Source organism: Mesorhizobium sp. M7A.F.Ca.MR.245.00.0.0, from assembly GCF_003997415.1.
GTDB lineage: Bacteria > Pseudomonadota > Alphaproteobacteria > Rhizobiales > Rhizobiaceae > Mesorhizobium.
In genome coordinates, this window is sequence record NZ_RZTE01000038.1 from 23,724 (window position 1) to 38,245 (window position 14,522).

The 14,522-nt window shown below is 62.1% G+C and carries 10 protein-coding genes; 6 read left to right on the forward strand and 4 right to left on the reverse strand.

The window, feature by feature from the left end; all coding sequences use genetic code 11:
* Nucleotides 1-5: 5 nt before the first annotated feature.
* Together EOB80_RS27340 and EOB80_RS27345 are read left to right on the forward strand one after the other, a co-directional pair.
* Nucleotides 6-797: an ATP12 family chaperone protein gene (locus tag EOB80_RS27340; RefSeq protein WP_127270981.1), complete on the forward strand. Its 792-nt coding sequence runs from the start codon at nt 6-8 to the stop codon at nt 795-797.
* 190 nt (nt 798-987) lie between these two features.
* Nucleotides 988-2,877, forward strand: a complete 1,890-nt coding sequence (locus EOB80_RS27345; protein WP_127321607.1) for an MFS transporter — start codon at nt 988-990, stop codon at nt 2,875-2,877.
* Nucleotides 2,878-2,972: 95 nt separating this feature from the next.
* On the opposite strand, the gene EOB80_RS27350 is transcribed toward EOB80_RS27345, so the two are convergent.
* On the reverse strand, nt 2,973-3,170 hold the full coding sequence (locus tag EOB80_RS27350) for a DUF2735 domain-containing protein (RefSeq protein WP_127330914.1): 198 nt from the start codon (nt 3,168-3,170) through the stop codon (nt 2,973-2,975).
* A 316-nt stretch (nt 3,171-3,486) separates the two neighbouring features.
* Between EOB80_RS27350 and EOB80_RS27355 the strand changes: the two genes are divergently transcribed.
* The gene (locus EOB80_RS27355) at nt 3,487-4,527 is read left to right on the forward strand and encodes a glutamine synthetase beta-grasp domain-containing protein (protein ID WP_127260164.1); all 1,041 of its coding nucleotides are present in this window, start codon (nt 3,487-3,489) and stop codon (nt 4,525-4,527) included.
* A gap of 742 nt (nt 4,528-5,269) precedes the next feature.
* Here EOB80_RS27355 and glnA read toward each other — a convergent pair.
* A complete protein-coding gene (gene glnA / locus EOB80_RS27365; protein WP_027038720.1) occupies nt 5,270-6,679 on the reverse strand; it encodes a type I glutamate--ammonia ligase in 1,410 nt (469 codons plus the stop codon).
* A gap of 65 nt (nt 6,680-6,744) precedes the next feature.
* Complete coding sequence (locus EOB80_RS27370; RefSeq protein ID WP_006205430.1) at nt 6,745-7,083, reverse strand: P-II family nitrogen regulator; 339 nt, start codon at nt 7,081-7,083, stop codon at nt 6,745-6,747.
* Between the two features lie 358 nt (nt 7,084-7,441).
* Here EOB80_RS27370 and EOB80_RS27375 point away from each other — a divergent pair, with 358 nt between their 5' ends.
* Nucleotides 7,442-8,986: an NAD(P)H-hydrate dehydratase gene (locus EOB80_RS27375; protein ID WP_127330916.1), complete on the forward strand. Its 1,545-nt coding sequence runs from the start codon at nt 7,442-7,444 to the stop codon at nt 8,984-8,986.
* A complete protein-coding gene (locus tag EOB80_RS27380) occupies nt 8,983-10,986 on the forward strand; it encodes a hypothetical protein (RefSeq protein WP_127330918.1) in 2,004 nt (667 codons plus the stop codon). The genes EOB80_RS27375 and EOB80_RS27380 overlap by 4 nt, the downstream gene beginning before the upstream one ends.
* 40 nt (nt 10,987-11,026) lie before the next feature.
* On the opposite strand, the gene EOB80_RS27385 is transcribed toward EOB80_RS27380, so the two are convergent.
* Nucleotides 11,027-12,559, reverse strand: coding sequence for an acyl-CoA carboxylase subunit beta (locus tag EOB80_RS27385; protein ID WP_127330920.1), 1,533 nt, complete (start codon nt 12,557-12,559; stop codon nt 11,027-11,029).
* Nucleotides 12,560-12,967: 408 nt separating this feature from the next.
* Between EOB80_RS27385 and EOB80_RS27390 the strand changes: the two genes are divergently transcribed.
* The gene (locus EOB80_RS27390; RefSeq protein ID WP_023812066.1) at nt 12,968-14,389 is read left to right on the forward strand and encodes a DEAD/DEAH box helicase; all 1,422 of its coding nucleotides are present in this window, start codon (nt 12,968-12,970) and stop codon (nt 14,387-14,389) included.
* Nucleotides 14,390-14,522 lie beyond the last annotated feature (133 nt).

The window sequence follows — 14,522 nt, forward strand, 5'->3', positions numbered from 1 at the left end:
CTTCTATGCGTGACATCCTCAACGACCTTGAAGCGGGCAAATATCTTTCGGATCCGGATCCGGTGCGCCGCGCCCAGATCCAGATGAAGACGCCTCTGCCGAAGCGCTTCTACAAGACCGTCTCGGTCGCGCCGGTCGAAGGCGGCTTTGCCGTGCATCTCGACGGAAAGCCGGTGCGCACGCCGGGCAAGGCGCTGCTGGCAGTGCCTACCGAGGCGGCAGCCGCGCTCGTCGCCGACGAGTTCGCCACCCAAAGCGAGACCATCAATCCGGTGACCATGCCGGTGATGCGGCTTGTGAACACCGCCATCGATGGCGTCGCCAGCGACCCGCAGGCGGTGCTGGAAGACATTCTGCGCTTCGCCTCGTCCGATCTGCTCTGTTACCGCGCCGACGCGCCGCAAGGGCTGGTGGAGCGGCAGAACCAGCATTGGGACTCGGTGATAGACTGGGCGAGGGGAACACTTGGGGTGCGCTTCAATCTCGCCGAGGGGATCATCCATGTCGAGCAGCCGCGCGAGACCATCGCGGTGCTGGGCAGCCATCTTGCCCAGCGAACAGAGCCGCTGCGTCTCGCCGCCATCCATGTGATGACGTCGCTCACAGGTTCGGCGCTGCTGGCGCTGGCTGTCGATTTCGGCGAGATCGACGCTGAGGCTGCATGGGCCGCGGCTCATGTCGACGAGGACTGGCAGATCGAGCATTGGGGGCAGGACGCCGAAGCCGTTGCCCGCCGCGCGGCTCGCAAGCACGACATGATGGCTGCTGTCGGCCTGCTGGAAGCGCTCAAGGGCTAAGGGTTTCCCAACTCGCCCGGTTTCATCCCGCAGCGCACCTAATACCAAAGTCATAATCCCAAAGACGCGCTGCCTTTGGCGGGCGCTTTCTGTCATTTTTCCCGAATGGCTGTCGTTGAGTCCGTGCTCGGAGGAGAACGCGGACGGTGTCGCGCAGCATCGAGAACGGGTCTCACGGGAGGATAACGAAATGGCAATAGCATCGACCGCCGGCGGAGCAAGCCGCGCCATGACGCGGGAGGAGAAGAAAGTCATCTTCGCTTCCTCGCTCGGCACCGTTTTCGAATGGTATGATTTCTATCTCTACGGCTCGCTGGCAGTGTTCATCGGTTCGACCTTTTTCAGTCCAGCCATCCCGGAAGCGACCCGCAATATCTTCGCGCTGCTGGCTTTCGCTGCCGGCTTCCTGGTGCGCCCGTTCGGCGCATTGCTGTTCGGCCGCATCGGCGATCTTGTCGGCCGTAAATATACCTTCCTCGTCACCATGACGATCATGGGCCTGTCGACCTTCCTGGTCGGCTTGCTGCCTGGCTATGCGACCTTGGGCATCGCCGCTCCGGTGATCCTGATCATCCTGCGCATGCTGCAGGGCCTGGCACTGGGTGGCGAATATGGCGGCGCGGCCACTTACGTCGCCGAACATGCGCCGGACAACCGGCGCGGCTACTATACCTCGTGGATCCAGACCACGGCGACGCTGGGCCTGTTCCTGTCGCTGGTTGTGATCCTGATCGTACAGGCTTCATTGAGCAAGGAAAACTATGCTGCCTGGGGCTGGCGTATTCCGTTCCTCGTATCCTTCCTGCTGCTAGGCATCTCGATCTGGATCCGGCTTTCGCTTTCCGAATCGCCGACCTTCCAGCGCATGAAGGATGAGGGCAAGGGCTCCAAGGCGCCGCTGACGGAAGCCTTCGGCCAATGGAAGAACGCCAAGATCGCACTGCTGGCGCTGCTAGGCCTCACCGCCGGTCAGGCCGTGGTCTGGTACAATGGCCAGTTCTACGCGCTGTTCTTCCTGACCAACGTGCTCAAGGTCGACGCGCAGTCGGTCAACATCATGATCGCGATCGCCCTGGCAGTAGGCTCGATCTTCTTCGTCGTCTTTGGCTGGCTCTCCGACAAGATCGGCCGCAAGCCGATCATCATGGCGGGCCTTGCCTTAGCGATTGTATGCACCTTCCCGCTGTTCAAGGCACTGACCTGGGCTGCCAATCCGGCGCTTGCCACAGCCCAGCAGAACACGCGGGCGACGGTGACGGCGGCACCTGGAGATTGCAAGTTCCAGTTCAATCCGGTGGGTACCGCGAAGTTCACGACATCCTGCGATATCGCGACCTCGTTCCTGACCAAGAACTCGGTTCCCTATGACGTCGTGTCGACGGCCGCCGCCGGCACACCCGCATCTGTCAAGATCGGCAACGAGACGGTCGAGTCCTATGACGCCATCGCCGCCGGCGATCAGGCCAAGGCCAAGGAAGCCGCCTTCATCAAGGCCGTCAACATGTCGCTGCAGGACGGCGGCTATCCGCTGAAGCGCGCGGCAGCCAAGGTTGCGGACCAGAAGCTCGATGCGTTTGTTGCCGCCAACCCGGAACTGAAGCTGGACGCCGCTGCCATCCGTGCCGGTGAGAAGGCGACGGTGCCGATCGACCAGGCAGTCAAGGACAAGCTGCTGACCACCGACGAGGCGGCGGGCGCACCCGAAGTCACCGTCTACAACATTCCGGGTGGTGGCGCGTTCGCCATGTTCGCCGATCCTGCAGCAGTGAACTGGCCAATGACGATCGGCATCCTGTTCATCCTGGTGCTGTTCGTGACCATGGTCTATGGGCCGATCGCGGCGATCCTGGTCGAGATGTTCCCGACCCGCATTCGCTACACCGGCATGTCGTTGCCCTATCACATCGGCAATGGCTGGTTCGGCGGCCTGCTGCCGGCAACCGTGTTCGCGCTCAGCGCCTATAAGGGCGACATCTACTATGGCCTTTGGTATCCGGTGGTGATCGCGGCGATAACGCTGGTCATCGGCATGATCTTCGTCAAGGATACGCTCGGCACCGACCTGCACGCCAAGGAGTAGGCAGGCCCGGTGTTCAAAGAAAGCCCGGCGCGAGCAATCGCGCCGGGCTTTCTCTTTTTAGGCCAATTCGTTGGCGAGGGCTGCTGCCCTTTGTGTCAGCTCTTGCGGCCCCGGGTCTCACCCTCGATGGCTGCCTCATGGTACCAGCCGTCGCCGAAGTCTGCGCGGGCACCACGCAGCGAGGCAAGCTCTGCCGCAAACTTAGCCTTGCCGCTCAAATTTGAGGCAGCGGCGCGCGCTGCCACCGGGAACATCAAAATTGTGGCCGACGGTCGTGTGGAAATGATTTCCATTGCCGGGTTCCTTTCTTCTGCCGAACCTTTTCGATTCAACTTGATCCGAAGATAAGGTCTGCAATCAAGTTAGGCAATATGCCTATGAAAAGATCAGCAATTGCACACTATTTGTGCAAAGAACGACTGTGATTGATCGGAACGCATCGCTTAGGCGGATCACCGACTTCGGGTGGATACCGGGTCAATTTTGCCGCACCCTTCACACCAAGAATGGCACACGAATTGCATTTTAAGAATGCGGCAGGCCGGCTGCTGACGGCAGACGCATGTCGACGCCGTTCAGTGTTCGGTGATCAAGCAACGAGAGGCTAGAATGACGAAATACAAGCTCGAGTATATCTGGCTCGATGGATATACCCCGGTCCCCAACCTTCGCGGCAAGACGCAGATCAAGGAATTCGCCGAATTCCCTGATCTCGAGCAGTTGCCGCTGTGGGGCTTCGATGGTTCCTCGACCCAGCAGGCCGAAGGGCACAGCTCCGATTGCGTGCTGAAGCCGGTTGCGGTCTATCCGGATCCCGCCCGTACCAACGGCGTGCTGGTCATGTGCGAAGTCATGATGCCCGATGGCGTCACGCCGCATGCCTCCAACAAGCGCGCCACCATCCTCGATGACGAGGGCGCCTGGTTCGGCTTCGAGCAGGAATATTTCTTCTACAAGGACGGCCGGCCGCTCGGCTTCCCCGAGAGCGGCTATCCCGCACCCCAGGGTCCGTACTACACCGGCGTCGGCTATTCCAATGTCGGCTCCGTTGCGCGCCAGATCGTCGAGGAGCATCTCGACCTCTGCCTCGCCGCCGGCATCAACCACGAAGGCATCAACGCCGAAGTGGCCAAGGGCCAGTGGGAATTCCAGATTTTCGGCAAGGGCTCCAAGAAAGCCGCCGACCAGATGTGGATGGCCCGCTATTTGATGCAGCGCCTGACCGAGAAGTACGGCATCGACATTGAATACCATTGCAAGCCGCTCGGCGACACCGACTGGAACGGCTCGGGCATGCACGCCAATTTCTCGACCGCCTATATGCGCGAAGTCGGCGGCAAGGCCTATTTCGAAGCGCTGATGGCGGCCTTCGACAAGAACCTGATGGATCACATCGCCGTCTACGGCCCGGACAACGACAAGCGTTTGACCGGCAAGCACGAGACCGCGCCGTGGAACCGGTTCAGCTATGGCATTGCCGACCGTGGCGCCTCGATCCGCGTGCCGCATTCCTTCATCAAGAGCGACTACAAGGGTTATCTGGAAGACCGCCGTCCGAACTCGCAGGGCGACCCCTACCAGATCGCCTCGCAGATCCTGAAGACGATCGCCTCGGTTCCGGCAAGCGCTCAGGTTTCGGCCGCCGCGTAAGCGTTTCGGACTGCATGACAAGATGACCCCGGCGTTTCGCGCCGGGGTTCTTTTTTGGCCGTTACCCGGCTGACGGCATTCCTGGTAAAACATACCCAGAAAAAGTCAGGGAATTCACGCGGTCGCAAATCGCCCGGAAGTTCTGGCCGCAGCCATGTGAGCCTCCGGCGATCACTCCCTATAAAGCCCGGAAAAGCGCCTTTTCCAGCCCTTATCTGGGGCAATGGACCTTCCATAAGCATCTGTTCATACAGCAGAATCGGTCATTCGCGGCCCGGCTTGCAGCGTTGACAGATCACGCTACGGCATGCGTATTCGCAGGCCTTGGGGTTACGTCACGCAATGCTGTTCGGACGGGCGGGGTTTTCTGAACGGCGGCATTGGCGTGGGCGCCGGACGAGCGGTCACTGTAGCCTGAGACAGTGCTCCGCTCGCTCCTGGCTCCAACGTTGGCGACCGACCGGCCGCCTTGATCTTCACCGGACATCGCCGAGTAGTGATTGAAGTCACCGGACCGACGCGCTCAGGCCGGCCGCTCCGATGGACCGTGGGTCCAGAATCCAGGCATCGTATGATCGTCGAAGACGAAAGACCAATATGGCTGTCCATGCGTGGCTGCCGCGCAGGCGAGACATGCCGGTCGGCTGGCAATTCCTATTGGAGCGCAGCAAAAAGCCCTTGAAAGAGGGAAGTCTTTCAAGGGCTTGGTTGTTATGGCGTATCTTAGTCTGAGATTGAAGGCTCAGACAGAGTAATACATATCGTATTCGACCGGATGCGGGGTCATTTCGAAGCGCATCACTTCGGCCATCTTCAGCTCGATGTAGCTGTCGATCTGGTCGTCGTCGAAGACGCCGCCGGCTTTCAGGAAGCCGCGGTCCTTGTCGAGGCTTTGCAGGGCTTCGCGCAGCGAGCCGCAGACGGTCGGGATCTTCTTCAGTTCCTTCGGCGGCAGGTCGTAGAGATCCTTGTCCATCGGCTGGCCGGGATGGATCTTGTTCTTGATACCGTCGAGGCCGGCCATCAGCAGCGCGGAGAAAGCGAGGTAGGGGTTCGCGCCGGGATCGGGGAAGCGGACCTCGACGCGCTTGGCCTTCGGCGACGAGCCGAACGGGATACGGCAGGACGCCGAGCGGTTGCGCGCCGAATAGGCGAGCAGAACCGGCGCTTCGTAACCCGGCACCAGGCGCTTGTAGGAATTGGTCAGCGGGTTGGTGAAGGCGTTGATCGCCTTGGCATGCTTGATGACGCCGCCGATGAAGAACAGGCAGCTTTCCGACAGACCGGCATATTCATTGCCGGCGAAGGTCGGCTTGCCGTTCTTCCAGATCGACATGTGGACGTGCATGCCCGAGCCGTTGTCGCCGAAGATCGGCTTCGGCATGAAGGTCGCCGTCTTGCCGTAGGCATTGGCGACCTGGTGCACGACATATTTGTAGATCAGCATCTTGTCGGCGTTGCGTACCAGTGCGTCGAACTTGATGCCGAGTTCGTGCTGCGCCGCCGCCACCTCATGGTGATGCTTTTCGACGCGCACGCCCATCTCGGCGAGCACGGTCAGCATTTCCGAGCGCATGTCCTGCGCGCTGTCGATCGGCGGCACCGGGAAGTAGCCTCCCTTGACGCGCGGACGGTGGCCGAGATTGCCAGTCTCGTAGTCGGTGTCGTCGTTCGACGGCAGTTCCGTGGAGTCGAGCTTGAAACCGGTGTTGTAGGGATCGGCCTTGTACTTCACGTCGTCGAAGACGAAAAATTCGGCTTCCGGGCCGACATAGATGGTGTCGCCGATGCCTTCGGCCTTCATGTAAGCCTCGGCCTTCTTGGCCGTGCCGCGCGGATCGCGGTTGTAGGATTCACCCGAAACCGGATCGAGGATGTCGCACAGGATGACCATGGTCGACTGGGCGAAGAACGGATCCATGTGAACCGTTTCCGGGTCGGGCATCAGCACCATGTCGGACTCGTTGATGGCCTTCCAGCCGGCAATCGACGAGCCGTCGAACATCACGCCATCGGCGAACATGTCTTCCTCGACCTCGATGACATCCATCGTCACGTGTTGCAGCTTGCCCTTCGGGTCTGTGAAGCGCAGGTCGACGAATTTCACGTCGTTGTCCTTGATCTGCTTCATGATGTCTTTGGCTGTCGTCATGTCGTGTATCCCTGTGTGATGACTTTTTTTGATGATGACGTTTTCAGGAGGATGGGGCGGTCGGTTCAGACCGCGTCCATGCCCGTTTCGCCGGTGCGTATCCGCACGACTTCCTCGATGTTGGAGACGAAGATCTTGCCGTCACCGATGCGGCCCGTCTGGGCCGCCTTGCGGATGGCCTCGATGGCGCCTTCGACCGCGTCGTCGCCAAGCACGACCTCGATCTTCACCTTGGGCAGGAAATCGACGACATATTCGGCGCCGCGGTAGAGTTCGGTATGGCCCTTCTGACGACCGAAGCCCTTTGCCTCGGTGACGGTTATGCCTTGCAGTCCGGCCTCCTGAAGCGCTTCCTTCACTTCGTCCAGCTTGAATGGCTTGATGATCGCTTCGATCTTTTTCATGTAAAAAGTGGCCTCCACTGCCAAAAAAACGGGTTGTGACCCCCCGCTTGCGCCTCCATCAAGCACGAACTGTGCCAATTCAGCGGATTCGAAGCGGTCTCATAAGATTTCAAAGCCGCGCCGCATCGGGATGCAAATTCGCGTCATTCGCTGCGCCGGAAGCGGCATGGGCTGCCTGAGCCTACACAGCGCCAGCACCCGCGTCCGCACAAAAATCAGGCATATCGCCTATCCCGCAGGCAATTTTCTGCCCGCGATGCCTTCGTGCCGACGTTATGGCTGCAGATCTCGGCAACTCCCCCTTGTTTGCTTAGGATCGAAATTGGACAATGCTTGATAGCATGCGGATCGGCAATCCATGAGCAACGAACTTCTTTCCCCGGCCGAAATGAGCGAGGCTGATCGGCTGACGATCGCGGCCGGTCCGGCCGATGGAATCAGCCTGATGCGGCGCGCGGGCGAAGCGGTCGCGGCCGAGGTGCTCAAGCGCTATCCCTCGGCAAAGCACATCCATGTGCTCTGCGGGCTCGGCAACAATGGCGGCGATGGCTATGTCGTCGCACGCCTCCTGGCCGGCAGCGGCGTCGGCACAACGATCTGGTCATCCGGAGCGCCGAGGCCGGAAAGCGATGCGGCGCTCGCCGCCGCGGAATCCCTGGTCAAGTCCCGGCCGCTGTCTGATTTCGACGCCGAATTCGGCTCGATCGTGATCGACGGGCTCTATGGGGCAGGGCTGTCCAAGCCGCTGTCCGGCGATGCCGCGAAAGCTGTCGATACCGTGACAGCCCTGCGCCTGCCTGTGGTCGCGATCGACCTGCCGTCGGGCGTCTCGGGAGCCAGCGGCGAAATATTGAGCAGGGCGTTTCGCGCCGAGGTCACCGTCACCTTCGCGCGGAAAAAGCCCGGCCACTTGCTGCTGCCGGGGCGCGGGCAATGCGGTGAGATCGTGCTCGCCGATATCGGCATCGATGACGGCATCATCGCCCAGCTCGCCGTCTCGACCTTCGAAAATGTGCCGGACCTGTGGTTGCGGGAATTTCCGGTGCCGGCGGTGGACGCGCATAAATACAAGCGCGGCCATGTCGGCGTCTTTTCCGGCGGTCCCAGTGCTACCGGCGCAGCGCGGCTGTCGGCGATGGCCGCCGCGAGAAGCGGGGCAGGGGCGGTCACCGTGCTGTCGCCTGGCAATGCCATGCAGGTGAACGCGATACACCTCACCTCGATCATGCTGCGAGAGGCGGGGTCACTCGAGGAGGTGCAGGAATTTCTGACGGCGCGCCATCCCGAGGCGCTGGTGTTTGGACCGGGGCTCGGGCCAAAGCCCAAGGTCGGCGATTTCGCCCTGCAACTGATCAAGACCTTGGCGGAGGGTGCACGCGCATCGCAAACTGCAAACCACGGAGGAGCGATCGTGCTTGATGCCGATGCCATCACCTCTCTGGCCCATCAGCCGCAGGCGCTGTTCGAAGCCGCCCGTCAGCCAAACGCTCCAGTGTTGGTGATAACGCCGCATGAGGCTGAATTCGGCCGCATGTTCCCAGATGTGGCCGGAGACAAAACCATGTCGAAGTTGGATAAGGCGCGAGCGGCTGCCGCGCGGGCCAACGCAACGATCGTCTACAAGGGCGCCGACACGGTCATAGCTGCGCCTGATGGCAAGGCAGCCATCAATTCCAATGGTGCGCCGTGGCTGGCCACAGCCGGGTCAGGCGACGTGCTGTCGGGTATCATCGCCGGTCTGCTCGCACAAGGCATGCCGCCCTTCGAGGGCACCTGCGCAGCGGTGTGGCTACACGCTGAAGCCGGCAGCCGGTTCGGACCCGGCCTGATCGCCGAGGATCTGCCGCTGGCGCTGCTGCCGGTGTTGCGTGAACTCTTCGACGCGCGCACGGCCGCTCCATGAGCCGTCCCTTTGCTCTTTTGCTTGCCACTTTCTTTATCGCCTTCGTGGCGTCGACGGCGCGCGCCGAAGGCCCTGTAACCGTCATCGACAATCCGGCGGTGCTCGCCGCGCTCGATGCCGGGGGTTTCGGCTTCGCCGATGTTTTGGGGGTTGACGGCGAGGACGGTCTAAAGACGCTTTACGGCGAGGCCCCCGCCTATCACGCCATCGTTGACATCGTTGCCTCCGATGTTGCGGCGCTCCGCGCCGAGATGAAGGCCGGCGGGCGGCCGCTCTACGAGGTGACAGACGGCAATGTCGGCCGCATCATGGATGTGCGCTGGCTGAAGACCGACGCCGCGCGCTTCCGTCTGGTCGGCGTCGTCAACCGGCTCGACCGTCGCGATTTCATGCCGCTGCAAGGCGACAGGAGCTGCGGCGAGGTGCGCTTCATCTACCGCCTGGCCTACAGTTTTCGCAAGAACGGCAAGCTGCTGGCATCACGCCTGCCTTTCAACTTCAATGCCGTCTACAGCGCCGCGCCCGATGCCGATGGCGGCTGCGTCGGCACTGCCGGACGCTGGGCGCCACAGCTTGACGAGAGCGTCGATGCCGGCTGGCTGACCGGCGGGCCGCTGGAGAAGGCCGGGCTGACCTTCAAGCAGCTGGAGCTCAACGCGCAGGTGGTTCGCTTCCCGTCCGGCCAGGAAACCGAGTTCGGCGGGCAGGCGGCCTATCTCATGCGGGTATTCGGCATCTATGGCGCTGCTATCAGCGAGAAGCCGCTGGAGAACACGCCCGACACCGCACGGCTCTCGCAGGACGCGGCGCTGAAAGCACGGCTTGCCGCCTATGTCGGCGCCAATCTGCCGGCGGTCGACGAAGGCGTCTATGAAATCCCCGACGAGTTCCTGGCCAGAAAGATCATATCATGGTCGACCTTCGGCAGCGCGCGGCAGGCCAATCATCCGTTTACGCAATTATTCCAGCCCAAGGAATTCGCATCGCTCGATTATTCCGCGTTGAAACTGCTGCGCACGCCGGAAGCGCTGGTCGAGCGGCTGGACAATGGCGCCTGCCAGGGTTGCCATCAGGCCGGTTCGACCGCCGGTTTCCATTTCATCGGGCTAGACGACAAGACAACATCGCCGCTGAACCGCATCGAGGTCGGGATTTCGCCGCATCTTCATGCCGAGATCCCGCGGCGCCAGGCGTGGCTCGCCGCCACGGCCGAAGGCAAGCAGCCGAACCGCTTCCGTCCGCTCTCCTTTGCGCCGCCGGCGGTCTGGACGAACGCCGACGCGGTCGACTATGCGCCGGCGGAGATGGCCATGCCGTGCCTGATGCCGGAAGATGCCGCGCGGTTCGGCGCGACCTGGCAATGCGACGGCGGCACCGTCTGCACGCCGCTGGCCACCGCTTCAGGCGTGCACACGAAACTGGCGCAATGCCTGCTGCCCAAGGACAGCGAAAAAATGTTTTCCGGCCACCCCTGCCTGACCGGCTCGATCGCCAGCAACGCGGCGCAGCCTTTCAACGACCGCTATAGCAAATCGGGCCAATTCGCGGCCTTCGCCCGGGACATTTCCCGTACCGCCTACACCTGCCGTCCGCCGAAGATCGGCGTGCCTGGCGGCATCGCCTATCGCGGCTGCGACGACAAGGACCGCGACTTCGCGGCCTTCAAGGCCGGCAAGCCGATGCCGAACGAGATCTGCGGGCTAGTCGGCGGCAAGAAATTCGACATCTGCGTGGCCACCAACAATTTCGACCAATGCCTTGGCGGCGCCGTCAATCGCGGCAACCGGCCGGCCTGTTCGGCCGATCATTTCTGCCGCGAGGACTATATGTGCCAGTCGCTGCCGCCTGACACGCCGGGCATCGGCAAGGTCAAAGGCATCGGCTTCTGCTCGCCGACTTACTTTATCTTCCAGATGCGTATCGACAGTCACGCGACGCCATGGGGCAGCCCTGTCCGCGCCACCATGGGGGCGGGATTTGGCGCGGCGGAAGAGGAGTGAGCTGCCCGACGGTTACCTCGGATAGATGCCCAGCCACGCCTCACAGCGGGATGTTGTCGTGCTTCTTCCAGGGGTTCTGCATGTCCTTGTTGCGCAGCATGCGTAGCGCGCGCGCGATGCGGCGGCGGGTCGAGTGCGGCATGATCACCTCATCGACATAGCCGCGCTCGGCGGCGACGAAGGGCGACAGGAAGCGATCCTCGTAAGCCTTTGTATGGGCTGCGATCTTTTCCGCGTCACCGATGTCCTTGCGATAAATGATCTCGACCGCGCCCCTGGCGCCCATCACCGCGATCTGCGCCGTTGGCCAGGCATAGTTCATGTCGCCGCGCAGATGTTTCGACGCCATCACGTCATAGGCGCCGCCATAGGCTTTGCGGGTGATGACGGTGATCTTCGGCACGGTGGCCTCGGCATAGGCGAACAGGAGTTTCGCGCCATGCTTGATCAGCCCGCCATATTCCTGCGCGGTGCCGGGCAGGAAGCCCGGGACATCGACGAAGGTGACGATCGGGATCGAAAAACAGTCGCAGAAGCGCACGAAACGGGCCGCCTTGCGGCTGGCGTCGGAATCGAGCACGCCGGCCAATACCATCGGCTGGTTGGCGACGAAGCCGACGGTGCGGCCCTCGACACGCCCGAACCCGGTGACGATGTTCTTGGCGAAGTTCTGCTGGATCTCGAAGAAGTCGCCTTCGTCGGCAACTTTCATGATCAGTTCCTTGATGTCGTAGGGCTTGTTGGCGTTGTCGGGAATCAGCCGGTCGAGCGACAAATCATGATCGGTGACCGACTGGTAGCATTCGATCTCGGGAAGCTCCGATGTGTTGGAAGCCGGCAGCAGGTCGACCAGCCGGCGCATCTGCAACAGCGCCTCGACATCATTGTCATAGGCGCCGTCGGCGATCGAGGATTTCGTCGTGTGGACGGAGGCGCCGCCGAGGCTCTCGGCGGTCACCGTCTCGTTGGTCACGGTCTTCACCACATCCGGTCCGGTGACGAACATGTAGGAAGTGTCGCGCACCATGAAGATGAAGTCGGTCATGGCAGGCGAATAGACGTCGCCGCCGGCGCACGGCCCCATGATGACGGAAATCTGCGGAATGACGCCTGAGGCCAGCACGTTGCGCTGAAAAATCTCGGCATAGCCGCCGAGTGCTGCCACGCCTTCCTGGATGCGCGCGCCGCCAGCATCGTAGAGGCCGATGATCGGCGCCCGGTTGCGCAGCGCCATCTCCTGCACCTTGATGACCTTCTCGGCATGCGCTTCCGACAGCGAGCCCCCGAATACGGTAAAGTCCTTGGCGAAGAGGTAGACCGGGCGGCCGTTGACGGTGCCCCAGCCGGTGACGACGCCGTCGCCGGCGATCTTGGTGTTCTCCATGCCGAAGTCGGTCGAGCGGTGCTCGACATACATGTCGAATTCCTCGAACGAGCCCTCGTCGAGAAACACCTCGATGCGTTCGCGCGCGGTGAGCTTGCCCTTCTTGTGCTGGGCATCGATGCGAGCCTGGCCGCCGCCCATGCGGGCAATCTCGCGGCGGCGCTCGAGTTCCTTGAGAACGTCTTTCATCGATTACCTCCCAAGCCAGTGGCATTTCGTGGTAATCGTGCCGGCAAGCGAGCGCAAGCGCCGCTTGCGCCACGGGTTTTGTTGCGCTGCAGCATGACGCCCCTTGCATTTGGCGGCGAACTCAGCCATATGCAGCCCATAGGCGCTTGGGCCGGGAACGAATCCGGCCTTCTCGACGAATGAGACTGGTTGCGTCTGTTTTCCCTCTTTCCGGTATATCGGCCCTTTTTCCGGTAAATCACAAAGCGGCGAAAAAGCCCCGTGGCATGATGCCTGCGGGCACGACAGCGCAGCCGAGTGGACGAATACGTCCGCCCGCCTTGTCGTTCATCACAGATTTTTCGACGGCAGGTTGCGCCCTGCCGCCATCGATGTTTGCGGCCAGAAGCCGCGTGAAAGAAGATTATTTTGACCAACGAAAACACTTTGCCCGGTAGCACTGCGGAACTCACCGGTTTTGCGGCACTGGGTATTACGGGCGCGCTGCTCAAGGCCACCCACAACGCCGGCTTCGCCGAGCCGAAGCCGATCCAGGCACAGGCGATCCCGCCTCAGATGGAAGGCCGTGACATTTTCGGCATCGCCCAGACCGGCTCCGGCAAGACCGCAGCCTTCGCGCTGCCGATCCTGTCGAAGATCATTGCGCTTGGCACCAAGCGCCGGCCGAAGACGGCGCGTGCGCTGATCCTGGCGCCGACGCGCGAACTCGCCGTGCAGATCGAAGACACGATCAAGATCCTCGCCAAGGGCGCGCATGTCTCGACCGCGCTTGTGCTCGGCGGCGTGTCCCGCTTCAGCCAGGTGAAGAAGGTTGCTCCCGGCGTCGACATCCTGATCGCCACGCCCGGCCGTTTGACCGACCTGGTGCGTGAGGGCGACCTCGTGCTTGCCGACACCAAATGGCTGGTGCTGGACGAAGGCGACCGCATGCTCGACATGGGCTTCATCAACGACGTCAAGCGCATCGCCAAGGCGACGGCGCCCGACCGTCAGACGGTGCTGTTCTCGGCGACCATGCCCAATGAAATCGCCGAACTGGCCAAGGGCCTGCTGAAGAACCCGATTCGTGTCGAAGTCGCGCCGCAAAGCACGGCGGCGGCCGAGATCGTGCAGGGCGTCGTCTTTGCCCGCACCAAGCAGAAGCGCCAGGTTCTGTCGACGATGCTCGCCGATGAAGCGATGAAGTCCGTCATCATCTTTTCGCGCACCAAGCATGGTGCCGACAGGGTGACCAAGGACCTCGAGCGCGACGGCTTCAAGGCCGCCGTCATCCACGGCAACAAGTCGCAGAATGCCCGCCAGAAAGCGCTGAACGATTTCCGCGACGGCTCGGTGCGCATTCTGGTGGCGACCGACATTGCGGCGCGCGGCATCGACGTCCCCGGCATCAGCCATGTCGTGAATTTCGACTTGCCTGATGAAGCCGAGAGCTACGTCCACCGCATCGGCCGTACCGGCCGCAACGGCATGGACGGCATCGCGATCACGCTTTGCGATCCTTCCGAGAACAGCAAGTTGCGCCAGGTCGAGCGCATCATCCGCACCAAGCTGCCGATCGTTGCCGACCATCTCGGCAGCCCCGATCCGCTGCGCAATCCGGCTGAAAAGAACGAGCGTTTCGAGCCGGCCAATGATCGCAACGACCGCAATGGCCGTCGCGACGGCAGGCGGCCCGGTGGCGAGAACAAGGGCAACGGCTTTGGCAAGAAGCGCTTCGGTGACAAGCCTGCCTTCGCCGGCGAGCGCAAGCCGGATGGCGCCAAGCCGGCCTTCAAGGGCAACAACAAGCGCCGCTTCGGCGGTAAGCGTCCGGCGGCGCGGGCTGCGTAAGCCAGATCGCGTTGTAGTCAGTCAGGCTTAGCTTGGCTGATTGCCGGGACAGACCAAGGAAAGGGCGGCTGAAGCGATGCTTCGGCCGCCCTTTTTCGTCGGCTTACTTCACCACCGCTTCGATCCAGACGGC

Excerpts from the sequence above, each read along its gene's own strand:
- EOB80_RS27375 (WP_127330916.1), top strand. The coding sequence starts at position 7,442 with ATGAGCAACGAACTTCTTTCCCCGGCCGAAATGAGCGAGGCTGATCGG.
- EOB80_RS27380 (WP_127330918.1), top strand. The coding sequence starts at position 8,983 with ATGAGCCGTCCCTTTGCTCTTTTGCTTGCCACTTTCTTTATCGCCTTC.
- EOB80_RS27350 (WP_127330914.1), bottom strand. The coding sequence starts at position 3,170 with ATGGAAATCATTTCCACACGACCGTCGGCCACAATTTTGATGTTCCCG.
- EOB80_RS27355 (WP_127260164.1), top strand. The coding sequence starts at position 3,487 with ATGACGAAATACAAGCTCGAGTATATCTGGCTCGATGGATATACCCCG.
- EOB80_RS27345 (WP_127321607.1), top strand. The coding sequence starts at position 988 with ATGGCAATAGCATCGACCGCCGGCGGAGCAAGCCGCGCCATGACGCGG.
- EOB80_RS27340 (WP_127270981.1), top strand. The coding sequence starts at position 6 with ATGCGTGACATCCTCAACGACCTTGAAGCGGGCAAATATCTTTCGGAT.
- glnA (WP_027038720.1), bottom strand. The coding sequence starts at position 6,679 with ATGACGACAGCCAAAGACATCATGAAGCAGATCAAGGACAACGACGTG.
- EOB80_RS27385 (WP_127330920.1), bottom strand. The coding sequence starts at position 12,559 with ATGAAAGACGTTCTCAAGGAACTCGAGCGCCGCCGCGAGATTGCCCGC.
- EOB80_RS27370 (WP_006205430.1), bottom strand. The coding sequence starts at position 7,083 with ATGAAAAAGATCGAAGCGATCATCAAGCCATTCAAGCTGGACGAAGTG.